The sequence below is a fragment of the Halogranum amylolyticum genome (assembly GCF_900110465.1).
GTDB lineage: Archaea > Halobacteriota > Halobacteria > Halobacteriales > Haloferacaceae > Halogranum > Halogranum amylolyticum.
Genome location: NZ_FODV01000003.1, coordinates 356,902 through 373,310, shown reverse-complemented (window position 1 = coordinate 373,310; position 16,409 = coordinate 356,902). Strand labels below are relative to the sequence as shown.

Sequence of the window (16,409 nt, the reverse complement as noted above, 5' to 3'; positions counted from 1 at the left end):
CGCCGCGGCCGTCGTACGCCGTTCACCGACGCCGCGTGCTGCCGTCGAATCGGTCCTCGTCCTCACCCGAACAGCGCCAGCACGGTCCAGATACCGACCGCCGCGGCGGGCGGAATCGAGAGGTTGTCGTCGACGACGTAGCCCGCGACGACCGGCTTCAGCCCGTCGGCCAGCGTCGCCCCGAGCGCGCCGACTGCCGCCGCCGCGACGGCGACCGGAAACGGTGTCTGCGCGGCGACGAACGGCCACGCCAGCGCGAAACAGACGCCGAACATGACGAGCAGCACGCCAGCCTGTTTGGCCGTCCCGGCCTCGTTCGACCCTAGAACGCCACTGATCGGGTCGCCGATGGTGAGCATCAGCATCCCCGGCACCGCGATATGCGGGTCGAACACGAGCGCGACGGCGGTCATGCTGAAGAAGTACAGCGCGTACCCCGCCGGGTTGTCCTGTTCGTACTCGCGGGTGAGTTCGCGGTAGATCCACCAGTCGAGACCGACCTGGAGACGCAAGAGCTCGAGTATCGCCACGCCGACCGAGCCGACGACGAGCAACAGCCCCAACTCTTGCCACGTCACCCAGCCCAGCAGGTAGAGGGCCGGGAGAGCCGTGCCGCTGACGTGGACGAGTCGCCGGCCGATCTCGCTCACGCTTCGTCGGTGTCGACCGTCTCGTAGGCGTCTCGGAGGTCGTCGAACGTCTTCGCGCCACTCTGCACCGCGAGCACCTCCTCGACGAGCGCGTCGACCGGCAGCCGGATCTGGCCGGTCGAGTCGCGCTCGCGGAGCGTCACCGTGTCGGGACCGTCGCCCTCGAGCCCCTCGTAGTCGACGGTGACGCAGAACGGCGTGCCGACCTCGTCCTGTCGCCGGTAGCGACGGCCGATGTTGCCCGACTCGTCGGAGGCGACCGACAGTCCGACCGCGCGCAGGTCGTCGACGATGGCGTCGGCCCGCTCGGTCAACTCCTCGGCGTTGCTCAGGAGGGGGAACACCCCGACCGAGGTGGGTGCCACCTCGGGTTCGAGTCGGAGGAACGACCGCTGTTCGCCCGCGACCTCGTCTTCCGCGTACGCGTGCGCGATGACCGTGTAGACGGTCCGGTCGACGCCGAAGGAGGGTTCGACCACGTGCGGCGTGACGTGCTCGCCGGATTCGGTCTGCTCCTCGACGCCGAAGTTCGCGACGTCGGCGTCGACGGTCAGCTCCTCGCCGTCGACCTCGACGGTGACCTCGTCGCCGTCGAACGCGTCGGGGTTCCGGTCGGCCAGCTCCTGCAGCGCCTCGGCGACGGCCGTCGCCTGCCCGCCGAACTTCGGTCCCAGTGCGCTCATGTCGGGGTCGACGACGGCGCGTTCGACCGTCTTCGGCTCGTCGTACTGCTGGAAGACGGTGAAGGAGTCGTCGCCGTACTCCTCGTGTTTCGAGAGGTCGTAGTCGCCACGGTAGGCGAACCCGGCGATCTCGACCCAGTCGCCGCCCAACTCCGCTTCGGCGTCCCAGCAGTCGCTCGCGTAGTGGGCGCGCTCGCCGGCAAGATGCTGCCGGAAGCGGAACCGATCCATGTCGACGCCGACCTCCTCGTACCAGCCCTGGGCGACGCCGAGGAAGTAGGCGACCCAGTCGCTGGCGATGGTGCCGTCGTCGACGGCGTCGCCGATCGTGGTCTCGACGTACTCGACGTCTTCGGCCTCCTGTTCGACCGCCGGGTAGAGGACGACCTCGACGTCGCGGACGTCCTCGAGCGGCGGTTCGTCGGACTCGGGGTCGATGAACTGCTCTAACTCCGCCTGCGTGAACTCGCGGGTCCGGACGATCCCCTTCCGCGGGCTGATCTCGTTGCGGTAGGCCCGACCGACCTGCGTGATGCCGAACGGCAGCTGGTTGCGGGCGTACTCTTTCAGTCGGGGGAACTCGACGAAGATGCCCTGTGCGGTCTCGGGACGGAGGTAGCCGGGCTGACCGCTGCCGGGGCCGATGGAGGTCTCGAACATCAGGTTGAAGTCGACGACCTCCCGGCCGGCGAGCGGCGCGCCACAGTTCGGACACTCGAGGCCGTACTCGGCGATGAGCTCCTCGACCTCCGGGATCGGTAACGACTCGGCCTCCTCGACGTCGGTGTTGTCCTCGACGAGGTGGTCCGCCCGGTGGGACTCGCCGCACTCGCCGCACTCGACGAGCATGTCGTCGAAGCCGTCGAGGTGGCCCGACGCCTCGAAGACGGGTTCGGGCATGATCGTCGGCGCTTCGATCTCCTCGTTGCCGAGTTTCGTCGTGAACTGCTCGCGCCACGACGACTCGACGTTCCGCTTCAACGCGGCCCCCTCCGGACCGAAGGTGTAGAAGCCGGCGACGCCGCCGTACGCCTGCGCCGACCCGAAGAAGAACCCGCGGCGCTTCGCCAGCTCGGTGAGTTTCTCACTCTCCCTTGCACCCTCGCTCATAGTGCCTCCAGCAGGTTGACGTCGCGGACGATGCCGACGAGCGCGTCGCCGCTCACGAGCGGGATCTGCTCGATGTCGTTGGAGATGAGAATCTGGGCCGCCTCCTCGGCGGACTTCTTCCGCGAGATGGTGACGAGGTCGTCGCTCATGAACTCGCTCACCGGTTCGCTCGGCAGTTCGACGTTGCGGGTCGGCAGATAGCGGTTGCCGACGGCCTTGATCCCCTCCCACATCCACTCATCGTCCTCGTCGGCGAGGCTCTCGCCGGTGTCGTCTTCGCCCTCGACGACGCGTGCGACGTCGATGATGTCGACCTCGGTGAGGATGCCGGTCATCCGGCCGTCCTCGTCGAGCGCGACCGCGTAGGGGACGTTCGCGTAGAAGATCTCGCGCTCGGCGACGGTCAGCGGCGTCCCGACGTAGGTCGCGTTGACGTCGGTCGCCGCGAGTTCGCCCACCGGGGTCTCCCCGTCGATGTCGCCGCGGGCGATGGCGCGGACGACGTCAGTGACGGTGACGATCCCCGCGAGCGTCGTGACGTCGCCGCTCTCGTCGACCACCGGAACCCGACGGGCACCCTCTCGGGCCATCAGTCGAGCGGCGTCTTCGAGGTCGGTGTCGGTCGTCGTCGTCGGCACCTCGCGCATCAGGATGGCGAGTTGGTCCTCGTCGGGATGTTCGATAAGGTCGTCGCGGGAGATGAGCCCCCGGTACTCCTCGCCGTCGTCGGTCTCTTTCACCACGGGGACGGAGGAGAAGCCGCGCTCCTGTAGGTACTCGAGCACGTCGTCGCGGGTACCCGGGAGTTCGACAGTCACGACCTCCGACCGGGGCGTCATCGCGTCGGCTACGTTCATATACCCTGCCGTACAGGCCGCCGCCTCTTGTACTCTACGAAGGGGTGCGACCGAGAGACGGGACTCAGTTCCCGCTTCTGACCCAGTTCTCGATGCGGTCGGCGTTCGGGAAGAAGCGGGTGTAGTCGTCGTGTTCGAACGACCCCAGATGCGTCTTGTCGAGCGTCTGGACGTGCGTGTACATCTTCCCCTCGCGCTTTGCGGCCTTCACACAGCCGGGCGCGTGACGCAGTTCGTACGACCCGGCGATGAGGATGGCCGCCTCCTTCTCGGGGTCCGAGAGGACCGTCACGACGAACTCTCGCCCCTCGATCTCGTTGCGGTACACCTCGTACTGGGGGAACGCACCCTCCTCGAACAGGTCGGTGAACTCCTCGGCTTTGTTGTTCGGGACGACGTGCGTGAGACCGAAGCGGTCTCCTTCACCCGTCGAGGGGTTCTCCGGGGCGGTGTGACCGGCGGCGATGGTCACCGTCTGCCACCCCTCGGCTTCGAACTCGTCGGCCAGTGCGTCCATCTCGTCGAGCGTCGCCTGCCACGCGTTCTTCCCGACGTCGGAACTCGCGGCGAGCCGCTCCGCGTAGTCGACGTCATCTCCCTCGGTGGTGTCTGGCATACACACCGTTCGACGACGGACGCGGTAAAACGTGTCGGACTCCCGAGGCGGGCGACGTCCCGGAGCTAGACGGCGTTGACGCCGAAGACGAACTCCATCGCCGCGGACGTCCCGAGGACGAACACGCTGGCGACGAACAGTTTCGTCCCCGTCGACAGTCGGTGTCGCGAGTGGACGCGGTAGCCCTCGGGGACGAGTCGCAGCGCGAACTGCTGGACGCCCCTCGGCGTGTCGTCGCTCGATCGCTCGTCGTCCTTCCACGGCTTCACCGGCTGGAGACGGAACGCGCCGTAGCCGAACATGGCGAACCCGACGAAGAAGAGGAGATGCTTGGTGCCGACGAGGCCGTACCCCAAGAGGAGACTCACCGCCGTCGAGACGGCGAACAGCAGCGCCGTCATGACGATGGCGTAGGTGAGTGCGTCGAGCGTCTGGAGACCGACTCGTCGGACGTTCATCGGAGCTCAGTCGAGTTGTGAGGTCTGCCTGACCTTCTCTTCGTAGACGACGCCCGGCTCCTCGTGTTCCGACTTGTGCCGGTGACAGAGGCTCGCACGGCCGGTCTCGCCGACGACGTGGTGCTCCGGCTGGTCGACGTCACACTCGCTGCCGAACTCTTCGAGCAGGTACTGGCGGGCCTCGCTGTCCTTGTTCGCCTGGACGTACTGTTCGACCTCGTCGATGTGCGTCTGGATCCGCGAGGGAACCTCGACGTCGCCGAACAGCTCCTGGTGGATCTCGGTGATGTCCGAGAAGCGCGTCTCCATCCCGAGCAGTTCGCGTGCCCGGTCGGAGAGAGACTTCTCCGCCCGCGATCGCTCGCGAAGCACCTCGCGCAGGATCTCGATGCGCAGCCACAGCTCGTCGTCGAGGTCGCGATACTCCTCGGGGCGGATCTTCACCGGACAGCGCGTGCTGAACGGACAGCCCGACGGCGGGTCGCGCGGACTCGGCGGCGTCCCGCGGAGCGTGATGCGGTCGCGCTCGGCCGTCGGGTCCGGTTCCGGGATCGCCGACAGCAGCGCGTGGGTGTAGGGGTTCGCCGGGTCGTCGAACAGCGCCTCGGCCGGACCCAGCTCCATGATGTTGCCGAGATACATCACGGCGACGCGGTCACAGATGTGCCGAACGACAGAGAGGTCGTGGGCGATGAACAGGTACGTGAGGCCGAACTCCTCTTGGAGGTCCTCCAGGAGGTTGAGGATCTTCGCCTGCACCGAGACGTCGAGTGCGGAGACCGGCTCGTCCAGTACGATGAACTCCGGCTCGAGTGCGAGCGCACGGGCGATGCCGATGCGCTGGCGCTGCCCGCCGGAGAACTGGTGGGGGTAGCGGTAGTAGTGTTCCGGCCGGAGGCCGACCGTGTCGAGCAGTTCCTTGACCTTCTCGCGGCGTTCACGCGGCGAACCAACCTCGTGGACGTCAAGCGGCTCCTGGATGATCTCGCCGATAGTCATCCGGTCGTTGAGACTCGACTCGGGGTCCTGAAACACCATCTGGCTGTTCCGTCGCCACTGTTTCAGCTCCGAGCCCGACAGCGTCGTCGCGTCGGTACCGTCGAACAGCACCTCGCCGTCGGTCGCCTCCTCGAGTTGGATGAGCGTCCGACCGAGCGTTGACTTCCCACAGCCGGACTCCCCGACGAGACCGAGCGTCTCGCCGCGGTTGATGTCGAAGTTCACTCCGTCGACCGCCTTCACCGGATCCCCTCCGAACAGCCCGCCACCATCGTAGTACTTCTTCAGGTCGCGGACCTCGATGAGCGTCTCGCCGGGCTGGCTACTCGTCGTCGATTGCATACTCGCTTGTCTGCTCATTCGGTGTCACCTCCTGTCGTCGAACGGGATTCGTGCAGCGCGACGGCCTCCGTCTCCGAGCGGTCCTCGGGGTAGAGGAGACACGCCGTCGTGTGATCCTGTGCGCCGTCTTCGACCGGCACCGACACCGGGTGGACGCGTTCACACTCGTCGAACGCCTTGGGACACCGCGGTGCGAACCGACAGTAGGTCGGTTCCTCGTTCGGCGTGGGGACGTCGCCCTCGATAGTCCACAGCCGCTCGCCCTGTTCGTGGCTGCCGGGGATCGACCGCAACAGCCCCTGCGTGTAGGGATGTTTCGGCGTCCCGAACAGGTCGACTGCCGACGCGGTCTCGATGATCTCGCCGGCGTACATCACGTTGACGCGGTCTGCGATCTCGGCGATGACGCCCATGTCGTGCGTGATGAACATGATGGCGAGATCCCGCTCCTCTTGGAGCTCGTTGAGGAGTTCGAGGATCTGTGCCTGGATAGTGACGTCGAGCGCCGTCGTCGGCTCGTCGCAGATGAGCAGCTCGGGGTCACACGCCAGCGCCATCGCGATGACGGCCCGCTGGCGCATCCCGCCGGAGAACTGGTGGGGGTACTCGCGCACCCGCCGACCGGCGTCCGGGATCCCGACGGCCTCGAGCAGGCTGATCGCCTCTTCGGTCGCCGCCTGCCCGGAGAGCCCCTGGTGGAGTCGGAGCGCCTCCTTGATCTGGTTGCCGACCGTGTACACCGGGTTCAGCGACGTCAGCGGGTCCTGGAACACCATGGCGATACCATTGCCACGGATCTTCCGCCACTGCTTTTGGCTCTTGCCGACGAGGTTCTCGCCTCTGAACTCGATGCGACCGTTCTCGATGCGGCCGGGGCTGTCGACGAGCCCCATGATCGACCGGGCAGTCACCGACTTCCCCGATCCGGACTCGCCGACGATGCCGACGGTCTCGCCGGGGTGGATGTCGAAACTGATGCCGTCGACCGCGCGGATGACCTCCTTGTCCGTGTAGAAGACGGTCCGGAGGTCCTGGATCGACAGGATCGGTTCCTCGCTGCTGCGGTCGCGGTCGGTGGTAGTCTGCGAGCTCATGCGCCGGACCCTCCTGCCATCGCCTCGGTGTTCTCGCCTTCACCGGTCCCGCTCTGTGGGTCGATGGCGTCGCGGATGCCGTCGCCGAGCGCGTTGAACCCGGTCACGACGAGCGTGATGAGAACCCCCGGGATGAGCGAGATGTGCCACGAAGCGCTCGCCACGTAGGGCTGGCCGTCGGAGATGATCCGTCCCCACTCGGGGGTCGGCGGGTTGATACCGAGGCCGAGATACGACAGTCCGGCGACGGCGATGATGATCCCGCCGAGGCTCATCGACGTGTAGACGAGCATGTAGCCGATGACGTACGGTGCCATATGTTTCTCCATGATGACGAACGGCTTCTGTCCGTAGCTCTTCGCCGCGTCGATCCACTCCTGTTCGGCCGTCTGCAACGCGGGGCCACGGATCGCCCGCCAGAGGAACGGCCACTGCGTGAGGATGAAGATACCGATCATCAACACCGCGCCGTCGTACAGTTCGGCGAACCACGTCCCCTGGAACACCACCATCACGAGGATGAGCACCATCAGGATGGGCAGTGCCTGAATCGAGTCGGAGGTCAGGATGACGAAGAGGTCGGTGAGACCCTTGTAGTACGACGTCACCATCGCCAGCGTGAGCGCGATGAGGCCCGCGGCCCCCATCGACACGAGACCGATGCTCAGCGAGATCCTCGCACCGGTCGCCATGTTGGTGAACAGATCCTTCCCGTTAGTCGTCGTCCCGAACGGGTGGAAGCGGTTGTAGTCGTCGTACGTCCACGGGCCGTAGTTCTCGCTCGCGGTCCCCTGCGATCCCGACTGGAGGTTCGCCGTGCCGACGGTGGCCTCTGCGACCTCGCCGTTGGCGGTGCCGACCTCGCCGTCCCAGTACTGGAGACTGTTGGAGTAGGGGTCGATGATGTTCGCCTCGACCGTCGTCGGCCCGAGTGCGGGGGCGAAGACGGCCATCACGATGAAGAAGAACACGACGACGAAGCCGAACTGTCCCCACGTGTGACCACGCAGTCGGTCGATGACGTCGTCGCGCGGCGTCCAGTCGGCGTAGCGGTAGTGCCGGCGGAAGCGGGTGTAGCCGTTCCACGCCCACGCGAACCCGAGGAACGCGTAGACGTACACGAGGGCGCTCCGTACGAGCCAGGCGTACTTCGGTTCGAGGCCGAGGAACGTGTTCTCCCAGCCCTGGCCGTTCCAGTACCCCTGGTTCGGGATGACCTCCCGGGAGAGCAGCGTCGGGATGCTCTCGACGAGTCCCTCGAGAGACTGCACCGCGCCGATCCCCGGGTTGCCGGGGAGGATGTTCACGAGGACGGCTAGAATGTCGACGAAGACGCCGACGACCGCACCGAACTCGATGGCGAGGAGAACGACGCCGGCGAGCGCCCACGCCATCGCCGGTTGGGGGTTCTCGCTGATTCGCTGTCTGAGCGGTACCTCGTCCGTTTGTTGTGTGTTGCTCATTGGTTAGCTCTGGTCGTAGCCGACTCGTGGGTCGATGATCGTGTACAGGAAGTCCTGCAGGATGTTCGTCCCCACCAGAAGGAGGATGAAGATGAACATGAGCGACCCCACGAGCGGGAGGTCGCCCTGGATGGCCGCCTGGAAGAACAGCCAGCCGAGTCCGTTGATTGCGAACACCGTCTCGACGAGCACGGATCCGCCGATGAGGAGGAACGCCTCACCGGTGATGACGGGAACGAGCGGGATGAGCGCGTTCCGGAAGACGTGCTTCCAGACGATCGTCCGGTTGGAGACGCCCTTCGCGCGGGCGGTCTCGACGTAGTTGGAGTTGATCGTCTCGAGGACGGCGGTGCGGCCGATACGCATCTCGTTACCCATCGAGGAGGAGCCGAGCACGATCGCCGCGGGGGCGATCTGTTTGATCGCAGCGACCAGGTTCGGCCACGTGGTGCCGGGGTTCGTCACCAGCGAGAGCGGATCGGTGAGAAAGCCGATCTGCGGCGACGTGACGACCGGCGTCGTCACGAGCCACGTCTTCCAGTTCCAGCCGATGAGCTGTTCGGACTGCGAGAGGAGGCTCACGAAGATGATCGCGAGCCAGAAGTTCGGCATCGCACGCCAGACGATCCCGCCGAAGGAGGCGGTGTAGTCGCTGAACGTGTTGGGGTTGAGTCCGGCGTAGAAGCCGAGCGGGATCCCGACGAACAGGGCGATGAGCACCGACCAGAAGCCGAGCCAGATCGTCCGGGGGGCGTAGATACTGATGAGTTCGTATGTGCTCGTCCCGGAGCTGATGACCCAGGAGTTGCCCAGGTCGAAGGTGAACAGCCGCAGCATGAAGTCGAAGTACTGCTGCCACAGCGGTTGTGTGAGGCCGAGCTGCTCGCGTATCCGGTTGTACGCGGCGGGGTCACCCGTCGGTCCCAGAATCGCCGCCGCGGGGTCGAGCGGTCCGAGTCTGATGATCATGAACGTGATGGTCGTCCCGAACAGCACGACGGGGATCGACAGCAGTAACCGACGGAGGAAGTACTGCCACCGACTCATGGGGCGACCCTCTGATGTGCCATACCACTGGTCATACTATGCGTCACTTTCCGAATCGTCATGGTTATGTCTTCCGTTTTGCTTCATGCAACCTTTGCCCATACTTTCTGACAAACTGGGCAGTAGACGGCCTGTGCGTACGAAAAAGTTGACGAGCGTCCGGGGTTATTTACGCTCGCTCAGTTCGGCCTCGTGGTACTTCTGGCGCTCGGCGCCCATGCCACCGTGGGGTGCCAGGTCGAGCCAGTCGTACCAGAAGCGTTCACCCAGCGAGTGGTAGACGGGGATGAAGCCGACGTCCTCCCAGTTGGCTTCCTCCATCTTGACGTACGCCTCGGACCGCGCGTTGCCGGCCTGGTCGGTCGGCCCGAGGTTGTTCGAGATCGTCGACCAGGCGTCCGTCGCCTGCTGTGCGGCGGCGCCGGACTCCGAACTCCAGTTGATGTACGAGGTCGGCGCCGCCTTCGACGTGTCGGTCTGCGGCGGGTTCAGCAGCTGCAGGAAGTTGTCCGGCGCGGGCCAGTCGGCGATCCACCCGAGCGTGTAGACTTCCATGTTGCCGTTGCGACCGCGCTTCAGCAGCGTCGAGAAGGGCGCCTTCTCGATGCTCATGTTGATGTGTGCCGACTGCAGCTGGTCGCGGAGGATCTTCGCCATGTCCTCCCAGGTCGTCGATTCGTACTGGGTCCACTGGATCTCGTACATGTTGTCCGGGCCGTACCCGGCGTCTTCCATCACCTGACGGGCTTTGTCGAGCTGGGACGTGTTGTAGCCGTAGGGGTAGCTCCCCTCGGCGTGGCTCGCGTACTCCTTCGCCCCTCCGGGGTAGATCGACGGCGGCGTGAAGTGGTACGCGGGTTCGCCGCGGCTCTTGAACACTTCTTCGACCATCGTCTGCTGGTTCATCGCGTGGGCGAACGCCTGTCGGACTGGCTTCGGGACGGCCTCCATGTTGAACCCGACGTAGTACACCGAGATCTCGGGGATCGACATGTAGTTGGCCGTGTCGCCGTTCCGCATCGGCCCGTAGGTACCGATCTCGCGACCGAGGTCGTCCTCCTCGTCGACGGAGATCTTGTCCGCGCTGTACTCCGAGGAGGGGATACCGATGACGTCGGCGTTCTTGTTCTGGCCCCAGTTGTAGAGCGCCTGCGTGTCCTCGATGATCTGCCAGTGGACACCCTCGTTCTTCGCGGCCGTCCCATGGTAGTCGTCGAACTTACTGACCTCGACGGCGGTCCCCTTCTCCCACGACTCGAACTGGTAGGGGCCGCAGCCTACCGGGTTGTTGGCGAACTTGTTGTACTCCATCTCGCCGTCGTGGCCTTCGACGTCGCCGACGATACCCTCCGGAACCGCCGCGAAGGAGGCGTAGGCGAGCATCTCGAGGGAGGCGTGGAACGGCTTCTCGAGGGTGATCTCGAGCGTCTTCTCGTCGACGGCCTCGACGGCGAGCGTCCCGGGTTTGTACACCTCGGTCTCCTCGCCGTCCTGCGTCACCGTCTTGGTCTCGTGGGCGACGCCCAGCGAGTCGAGGATGAAGTAGGTCCGACGGCTGTTGTCGGAAGCGGCGAGTCGCTCGAAGGAGTAGACGAAGTCCTGTGCGGTGACGTCGTTGCCGTTGTGGAACGTGGCGTCCTTGAGCGTGAACGTGTACGTCGTGTTGTCGTCGGAGGACTCGTACTCGGAGGCCAGCAGCTGTTCGACCGCGGCCTCGCCGTCGGGGTACATCATCAGCGAGTCGTACGTATTGACGATGACCGTCCCGCCTGCGGTGCCGGTGTTGGCGACGGGGTCCAGCGTCTCGATCGAGGAGTTCGTCAGCTGGAGATACCCCTCTTTCATGTCGCGGTTGGCGTTGCCGCCGCCGCTGTTGTTGCCGCTCTGGTTTCCGCTCCCACCGTCGGAGCCGTCCGAGCCATCGTTACCGGTACATCCCGCGATGGCGACTGCGGAGGCTGCACCGCCCGTCGCCTGCAGGAAGCGACGGCGCGAAAGGCTGTTATTGTCTGTCATCCCACTCCCCCTTTTTGACCGGTTCTGATAAGTTTACCGTATTCTCACGATTGTTAATCGTGTTAACAGTTTTCACTGTTTTCGTGGTTCGGTACGACATATCCTGCCACTCGGACGTGTCGCGGTAAGTATCCGTCGTAGGCTGAAATCTCGATTTTACTCATCCGGCGGAGCAATCCCGTGTCGGTTTCGACGCGTTTATATGTTTGTGACAGTGAGTCACATACATGGCGACAGACACGACTGCCATCGACGTGTCGGCTCCCGAGGTCATGGCCTCGGTGGACTCCACTTCCCCGTCGGCGGAGTTCATTATCGCCGACATCACCTGCGACGACGCGTGGGTGTCGGTGCGAGCCGACGACGCGCCGCTGCTCGACGACTGGCGGTAGTCGACAGTCGCCACCTTCCCGTTTCTGACGGCCGACCACCCACTTCGACCAGCGGCGGTTCCGGTCGGACCGTCCCAAACGGTGGGATTTTTGTCGCCGTCACCCGTCGCTCGGGCTATGAACTATCGGGAGGTCACTGCGAGTCGCGAGTTCGTCGCCCGACTCGAACACGGTGCGGACTGGCGCGAGGAGATCGAGGAGTTCGCCGCTCGCGAGGAGATCGACGCCGCCTGGTTCACCGCCATGGGTGCGGTCCAGGACGCCGAACTCTGGTACTACGACCAAGACGATCAGGAGTACCAGTCGGTGACGTTCGACGAACCGCTCGAGGTCGCCTCCTGCGTCGGCAACGTCTCTCTCCTCGACAGCGAGGGACAGAGTCCCTCTGGCAGTCGGACGCAGTCCGACGACGGCGACCACTTCGCACACACCCACGTCGTCCTCTCGCGGCGCAGCGGGCAGACGCTCGCCGGCCACCTCAACGCCGCGACCGTCTTCGCCGGTGAGGTCCACCTCCGCGCGTTCGACGAGGCGCTCGAACGCGAACACGACGACGTGACCGACCTCGACCTGTGGCTGTGAGGCTCGGACCCCAATGAGACCGGAAGACGAACGCTACTTCGCCCGCATCGAGGACCGACTGGACGAGGCGTTCGACCGCGCCGAGGCGGCCCGCGCGCAGGGCTACGACCCCGCGACCGAGATCGAGATTCCCGTCGCGAAAGACATGGCCGACCGCGTCGAGAACATCTTGGGGATTCCGGGCGTTGCCGAGCGCGTCCGCGAACTCGAAGGCGAGATGTCCCGCGAGGAGGCGGCGCTCGAACTCGTCACCGACTTCGTCGAGGGGACCGTCGGCGACTTCGACAGCAAGGCCGGGAAGGTCGAAGGCGCAGTTCGGACGGCGGTCGCTCTCCTCACCGAGGGGGTCGTCGCCGCTCCGATCGAGGGGATCGACCGCGTCGAGATCCTCCAGAACGACGACGGTACCGAGTTCGTCAACGTCTACTACGCCGGGCCGATCCGTTCCGCCGGCGGGACGGCGCAGGCACTCTCCGTGCTGGTCGCCGACTACGCCCGCTCGCTGCTCGGTATCGAGGAGTACAACGCCCGGAGCGACGAGGTCGAACGCTACGCCGAGGAGGTCGCCCTCTACGACAAGGAGACGGGCCTCCAGTACTCGCCGAAGGGCAAGGAGACGAAGTTCATCGCCGAACACATGCCCATCATGCTGGACGGCGAGGCGACGGGCGACGAGGAGGTCTCGGGGTTCCGCGACCTCGAACGCGTCGACACCAACAGCGCCCGCGGTGGGATGTGTCTCGTCATGGCCGAGGGGATCGCCCTGAAGGCCCCGAAGATCCAGCGCTACACCCGCGGTCTCGACGAGGTCGACTGGCCGTGGCTTCAGGACCTCATCGACGGCAGCTACTACGAGAGTGACGACGAGGAGGCGGCTCCAGACGGCGACGAGAGCGACGACGAAGCCGACGGAGACGGAGACGAATCCGAGACCGAAGGCGACGTCGACCCCGACGAACCGCAGGGACCGCCCCGCGTCGAACCGTCGACGAAGTATCTTCGGGACCTCATCGCGGGCCGCCCCGTCTTCGGCCACCCGAGCGAAGCGGGCGGGTTCCGACTCCGCTACGGTCGCGCCCGTAACCACGGCTTCGCGACCGCGGGCGTCCACCCGGCGACGATGCATCTCGTCGACGACTTCCTCGCGACGGGAACCCAGATCAAGACCGAGCGACCGGGGAAGGCGGGCGGCGTCATCCCCGTCGACTCCATCGAGGGGCCGACCGTCCGCCTCGCTAACGGCGACGTCCGTCGCATCGACGACCCCGAGACGGCGCTCGAACTCCGAAACGGCGTCGAGAAGATCCTCGACCTCGGAGAGTATTTGGTCAACTACGGCGAGTTCGTCGAGAACAACCACCCGCTCGCTCCTGCGTCGTACACCCACGAGTGGTGGGTGCAGGACCTCGAACACGCCGGCGCGGACGTCCAGGCGATGCGGGACGACCCGCACGTCGACCTCGCCCACCCTTCCACCGAGAAGGCGCTAGAGTGGGCCGACGAGTACGACGCGCCGCTGCACCCCGAGTACACCTACCTCTGGCACGACATCTCGGTCGACCAGTTCGAGACGCTGGCCGACGCCGTCACCGACGGCGACGTCGTCGAGGGGATCCTCGCCATCGAACACACCGAGGCGACGCGGACGGCGCTCGAAGCGCTCCTCCTCCCGCACTCCCAGACGCCGGACGCGCTCCGCATCCCGGAGTGGCGGCCGTTCGTCCGGTCGCTCGGCGTCTCCGACGGCCTTCGAAAGGAGTGGGACGACCTCTCCGAGGAGGCGAAACGGTGGGACGACGGCGACAACGCGACGACGGCAGTCGAGGAAGTCGCCCCGTTCGCCCTCCAGGAGCGCGCTCCGACCCGCATCGGCGCACGGATGGGCCGACCGGAGAAGTCCGAGAGCCGCGATCTCTCGCCGGCGGTCCACACGCTGTTCCCGATCAGCGAGGCCGGCGGTAGCCAGCGCAACGTCGCCGACGCTGCCCGTCAGATGAACGACCGCGGGCAACGCGGCGTGTTGGATCTGCTCGTCGGCGCACGCGAGTGTCCCGACTGCGGACACCACAGCTACAAGCCGAACTGTCCCGAGTGTGGAAGCCACACTGAACCCCACTTCGTCTGCGAGGAGTGCGACATCGAGGCTGAACCCGACGAGTCGGGTCGCGTCGAGTGTCCGCGTTGCGAACGCGAGATCGAGAGCCCCGAGTGGCACACCGTCGACCTGAACGACGAGTTCCACTCGGCGATGGAGACGGTCGGCGAGCGCGAGGCCTCCTTCGAGATCCTGAAGGGTGTGAAGGGGCTCACCTCCGCGCACAAGACGCCCGAAGCCATCGAGAAAGGCGTCCTCCGCGCCAAGAACGGCGTCACCGCGTTCAAAGACGGCACCGTCCGATACGACATGACGGACCTGCCCGTCACGTCGGTCCGACCCGAAGAACTGGACGTCACGGCCGACCACTTCCGCCAACTCGGCTACGAGGAGGACATCGACGGTGATCCCCTGCGGTTCGACGACCAGCTGGTCGAACTCAAAGTGCAGGACATCGTCCTCTCGGACGGCGCGGCCGAACACATGCTGAAGACGGCCGACTTCGTCGACGACCTGCTGGAGAAGTTCTACGATCTACCTCCCTTCTATGAGGTGAACGAACGCGACGACCTGATCGGCGAACTCGTCTTCGGGATGGCCCCCCACACGTCGGCGGCGACGGTCGGGCGGGTCGTCGGCTTCACCTCGGCGGCGGTCGGGTACGCCCATCCGTACTTCCACGCGGCGAAGCGGCGGAACTGCTTCCACCCGGACACGAAACTCTGGTTCCAGGACGAGGACGAGTCGTGGCATCACGACCGAATCGAACAGTTCGTCGAGGATCGACTCGACGACCCCGACACGGACGACTTCGGGACGCTCGTGCAGGAACTCGACGGCGAGGTGTTCGTGCCGTCGATAGACGAGGACGGTACTCGCGTCGTGAAACCTGTCGAGGCAGTCTCGAAACACCAGTCACCAGCCCACCTCGTTCGAATCGAAACCGAGTCGGGTCGGTCTCTCACTGTCACTCCCGACCACCGAATGCTCCGCTGGAATGATGGTGTATCCACGGTTCGTGCGACCGAACTCTCGGTCGGTGATGAACTCCCGACTTCGTCGCTAAAACCGGTTACAGAGAGCGTCGATGATGGTGCTGCTGTTGTGGCCGACGGCGGTGCCGATTTCGACCGTGACCGCGTTACGTCGGTCGATTACACCGAAAGCACCACCGAACACACCTACTGTCTCACCGTTGAGGACACACACACTGTCGTCGTCAACGATATCGCCAGCGGCCAATGCGACGGCGACGAGGACTGCGTCATGCTCCTCATGGACGGCCTGCTGAACTTCTCGAAGGAGTTCCTCCCGGACAAACGGGGCGGGCGGATGGACGCGCCCTTGGTCATGTCCTCCCGGATCGACCCCTCGGAGATCGACGACGAGGCGCACAACATGGACGTCGTCCGGGAGTATCCCAGGGAGTTCTACGAGGCGACGAGGGAGATGGCCGACCCCGGCGACGTCGAGGACCTCATCGCCATCGCGGAGGACACCCTCGGCACCGACTCGGAGTACGCCGGGTTCGACCACACCCACGACACGACGGACATCGCGCTCGGGCCGGATCTCTCGGCGTACAAGACGCTCGGGTCGATGATGGACAAGATGGACGCCCAACTGCTCCTCTCCAGAAAGCTCCGCGCCGTCGACGAGACCGACGTCGCCGAACGCGTCATCGAGGGGCACTTCCTGCCGGACCTCATCGGGAACCTCCGCGCCTTCTCGCGCCAGGAGACGCGCTGTCTCGACTGCGGGGAGAAGTACCGGCGGATGCCGCTCACCGGCGACTGCCGGGAGTGTGGCGGTCGCGTGAACCTGACCGTCCACCAGGGGTCGGTGAACAAGTACATGGACGTCGCCATCGAGGTGGCCGAGGAGTTCGGCTGTCGCGAGTACACCAAACAGCGACTCGCCATCCTCGAACGCTCTCTCGAGAGCGTGTTCGAGAACGATAAGAACAAGCAGTCCGGCATCGCGGACTTCATGTGAGAGAGCGGTC

At 65.4% G+C, this 16,409-nt stretch carries 13 protein-coding genes; 3 read left to right on the top strand and 10 right to left on the bottom strand.

Features of this window, described 5'->3' with window-relative positions; genetic code table 11:
* Nucleotides 1-62: 62 nt before the first annotated feature.
* The 10 genes from BSG17_RS07955 to BSG17_RS07910 form a co-directional block, all read right to left on the bottom strand.
* Nucleotides 63-650, bottom strand: coding sequence for a diacylglycerol/polyprenol kinase family protein (locus BSG17_RS07955; protein WP_089822759.1), 588 nt, complete (start codon nt 648-650; stop codon nt 63-65).
* Nucleotides 647-2,443: a glycine--tRNA ligase gene (gene glyS / locus BSG17_RS07950; RefSeq protein WP_089822757.1), complete on the bottom strand. Its 1,797-nt coding sequence runs from the start codon at nt 2,441-2,443 to the stop codon at nt 647-649. Before glyS ends, BSG17_RS07955 begins: the two co-directional genes overlap by 4 nt.
* Nucleotides 2,440-3,300 (bottom strand): CBS domain-containing protein, encoded by an 861-nt coding sequence (locus BSG17_RS07945; protein ID WP_089822755.1) that lies wholly within the window; start codon nt 3,298-3,300, stop codon nt 2,440-2,442. Before BSG17_RS07945 ends, glyS begins: the two co-directional genes overlap by 4 nt.
* A 64-nt stretch (nt 3,301-3,364) precedes the next feature.
* Nucleotides 3,365-3,916 (bottom strand): DUF7529 family protein, encoded by a 552-nt coding sequence (locus tag BSG17_RS07940; RefSeq protein ID WP_089822753.1) that lies wholly within the window; start codon nt 3,914-3,916, stop codon nt 3,365-3,367.
* Between the two features lie 65 nt (nt 3,917-3,981).
* Entirely contained in the window at nt 3,982-4,374 is a 393-nt protein-coding gene (locus BSG17_RS07935; RefSeq protein ID WP_089822751.1) for a DUF7555 family protein, read from the bottom strand.
* 6 nt (nt 4,375-4,380) lie between these two features.
* Entirely contained in the window at nt 4,381-5,733 is a 1,353-nt protein-coding gene (locus BSG17_RS07930) for an ABC transporter ATP-binding protein (RefSeq protein WP_089822749.1), read from the bottom strand.
* A complete protein-coding gene (locus tag BSG17_RS07925) occupies nt 5,730-6,809 on the bottom strand; it encodes an ABC transporter ATP-binding protein (protein WP_089822747.1) in 1,080 nt (359 codons plus the stop codon). The genes BSG17_RS07930 and BSG17_RS07925 overlap by 4 nt, the downstream gene beginning before the upstream one ends.
* Complete coding sequence (locus BSG17_RS07920; protein ID WP_089822745.1) at nt 6,806-8,272, bottom strand: ABC transporter permease; 1,467 nt, start codon at nt 8,270-8,272, stop codon at nt 6,806-6,808. Before BSG17_RS07920 ends, BSG17_RS07925 begins: the two co-directional genes overlap by 4 nt.
* 3 nt (nt 8,273-8,275) lie before the next feature.
* Nucleotides 8,276-9,319, bottom strand: coding sequence for an ABC transporter permease (locus tag BSG17_RS07915; protein ID WP_089822743.1), 1,044 nt, complete (start codon nt 9,317-9,319; stop codon nt 8,276-8,278).
* Between the two features lie 165 nt (nt 9,320-9,484).
* Entirely contained in the window at nt 9,485-11,335 is a 1,851-nt protein-coding gene (locus BSG17_RS07910) for an ABC transporter substrate-binding protein (RefSeq protein ID WP_089822740.1), read from the bottom strand.
* A 227-nt stretch (nt 11,336-11,562) separates the two neighbouring features.
* On the opposite strand from BSG17_RS07910, the gene BSG17_RS26890 reads away from it, so the two are divergent.
* From BSG17_RS26890 to BSG17_RS07900, 3 genes are all read left to right on the top strand, one after another.
* A complete protein-coding gene (locus BSG17_RS26890) occupies nt 11,563-11,727 on the top strand; it encodes a DUF7556 family protein (protein ID WP_170864748.1) in 165 nt (54 codons plus the stop codon).
* Nucleotides 11,728-11,844: 117 nt separating this feature from the next.
* The gene (locus tag BSG17_RS07905) at nt 11,845-12,309 is read left to right on the top strand and encodes a PPC domain-containing DNA-binding protein (protein WP_089822738.1); all 465 of its coding nucleotides are present in this window, start codon (nt 11,845-11,847) and stop codon (nt 12,307-12,309) included.
* Between the two features lie 13 nt (nt 12,310-12,322).
* Entirely contained in the window at nt 12,323-16,399 is a 4,077-nt protein-coding gene (locus BSG17_RS07900; RefSeq protein WP_089822736.1) for a DNA-directed DNA polymerase II large subunit, read from the top strand.
* Nucleotides 16,400-16,409: the final 10 nt, after the last annotated feature.